This window comes from Oleiphilus sp. HI0086, assembly GCF_001635225.1.
In genome coordinates, this window is the sequence record NZ_LWFZ01000463.1 from 1 (window position 1) to 310 (window position 310).

At 46.1% G+C, this 310-nt stretch carries 1 protein-coding gene; it reads right to left on the minus strand.

The genetic code is table 11. The features are described from left to right. A partial coding sequence (locus A3756_RS27405; protein ID WP_197481204.1) for a hypothetical protein occupies positions 1–310 on the minus strand: 310 nt, incomplete at both ends.

The following is a 310-nucleotide window of genomic DNA, read 5'->3' on the forward strand; positions in this document are numbered from 1 at the left end:
TGAAACAGAGTCACTTTCGTTCCACTCAACATAGTTAGCATAGTGGTCGAGTGAGATCTGCCTACCTAGGGTATCGAAGTTCATCAGGCTGTTTGCTTCGTTCATCGAATTCGCGATAAAGTCTGGAGCAATGCTGGATATCGACTTAAACTCGTTCAGTGCCTGTTGATTTACCGGTAAGCGGGCAATAAGGTCTTGTTCATACACCACTCTATGCACTCGGTTAGCGAGAAGAACTTGAGCTTTTTCAACCCACTTAGGGCTACCAACTTTGGGCGAGCCTGACAGGTAGACCTGATCAACGTGAATA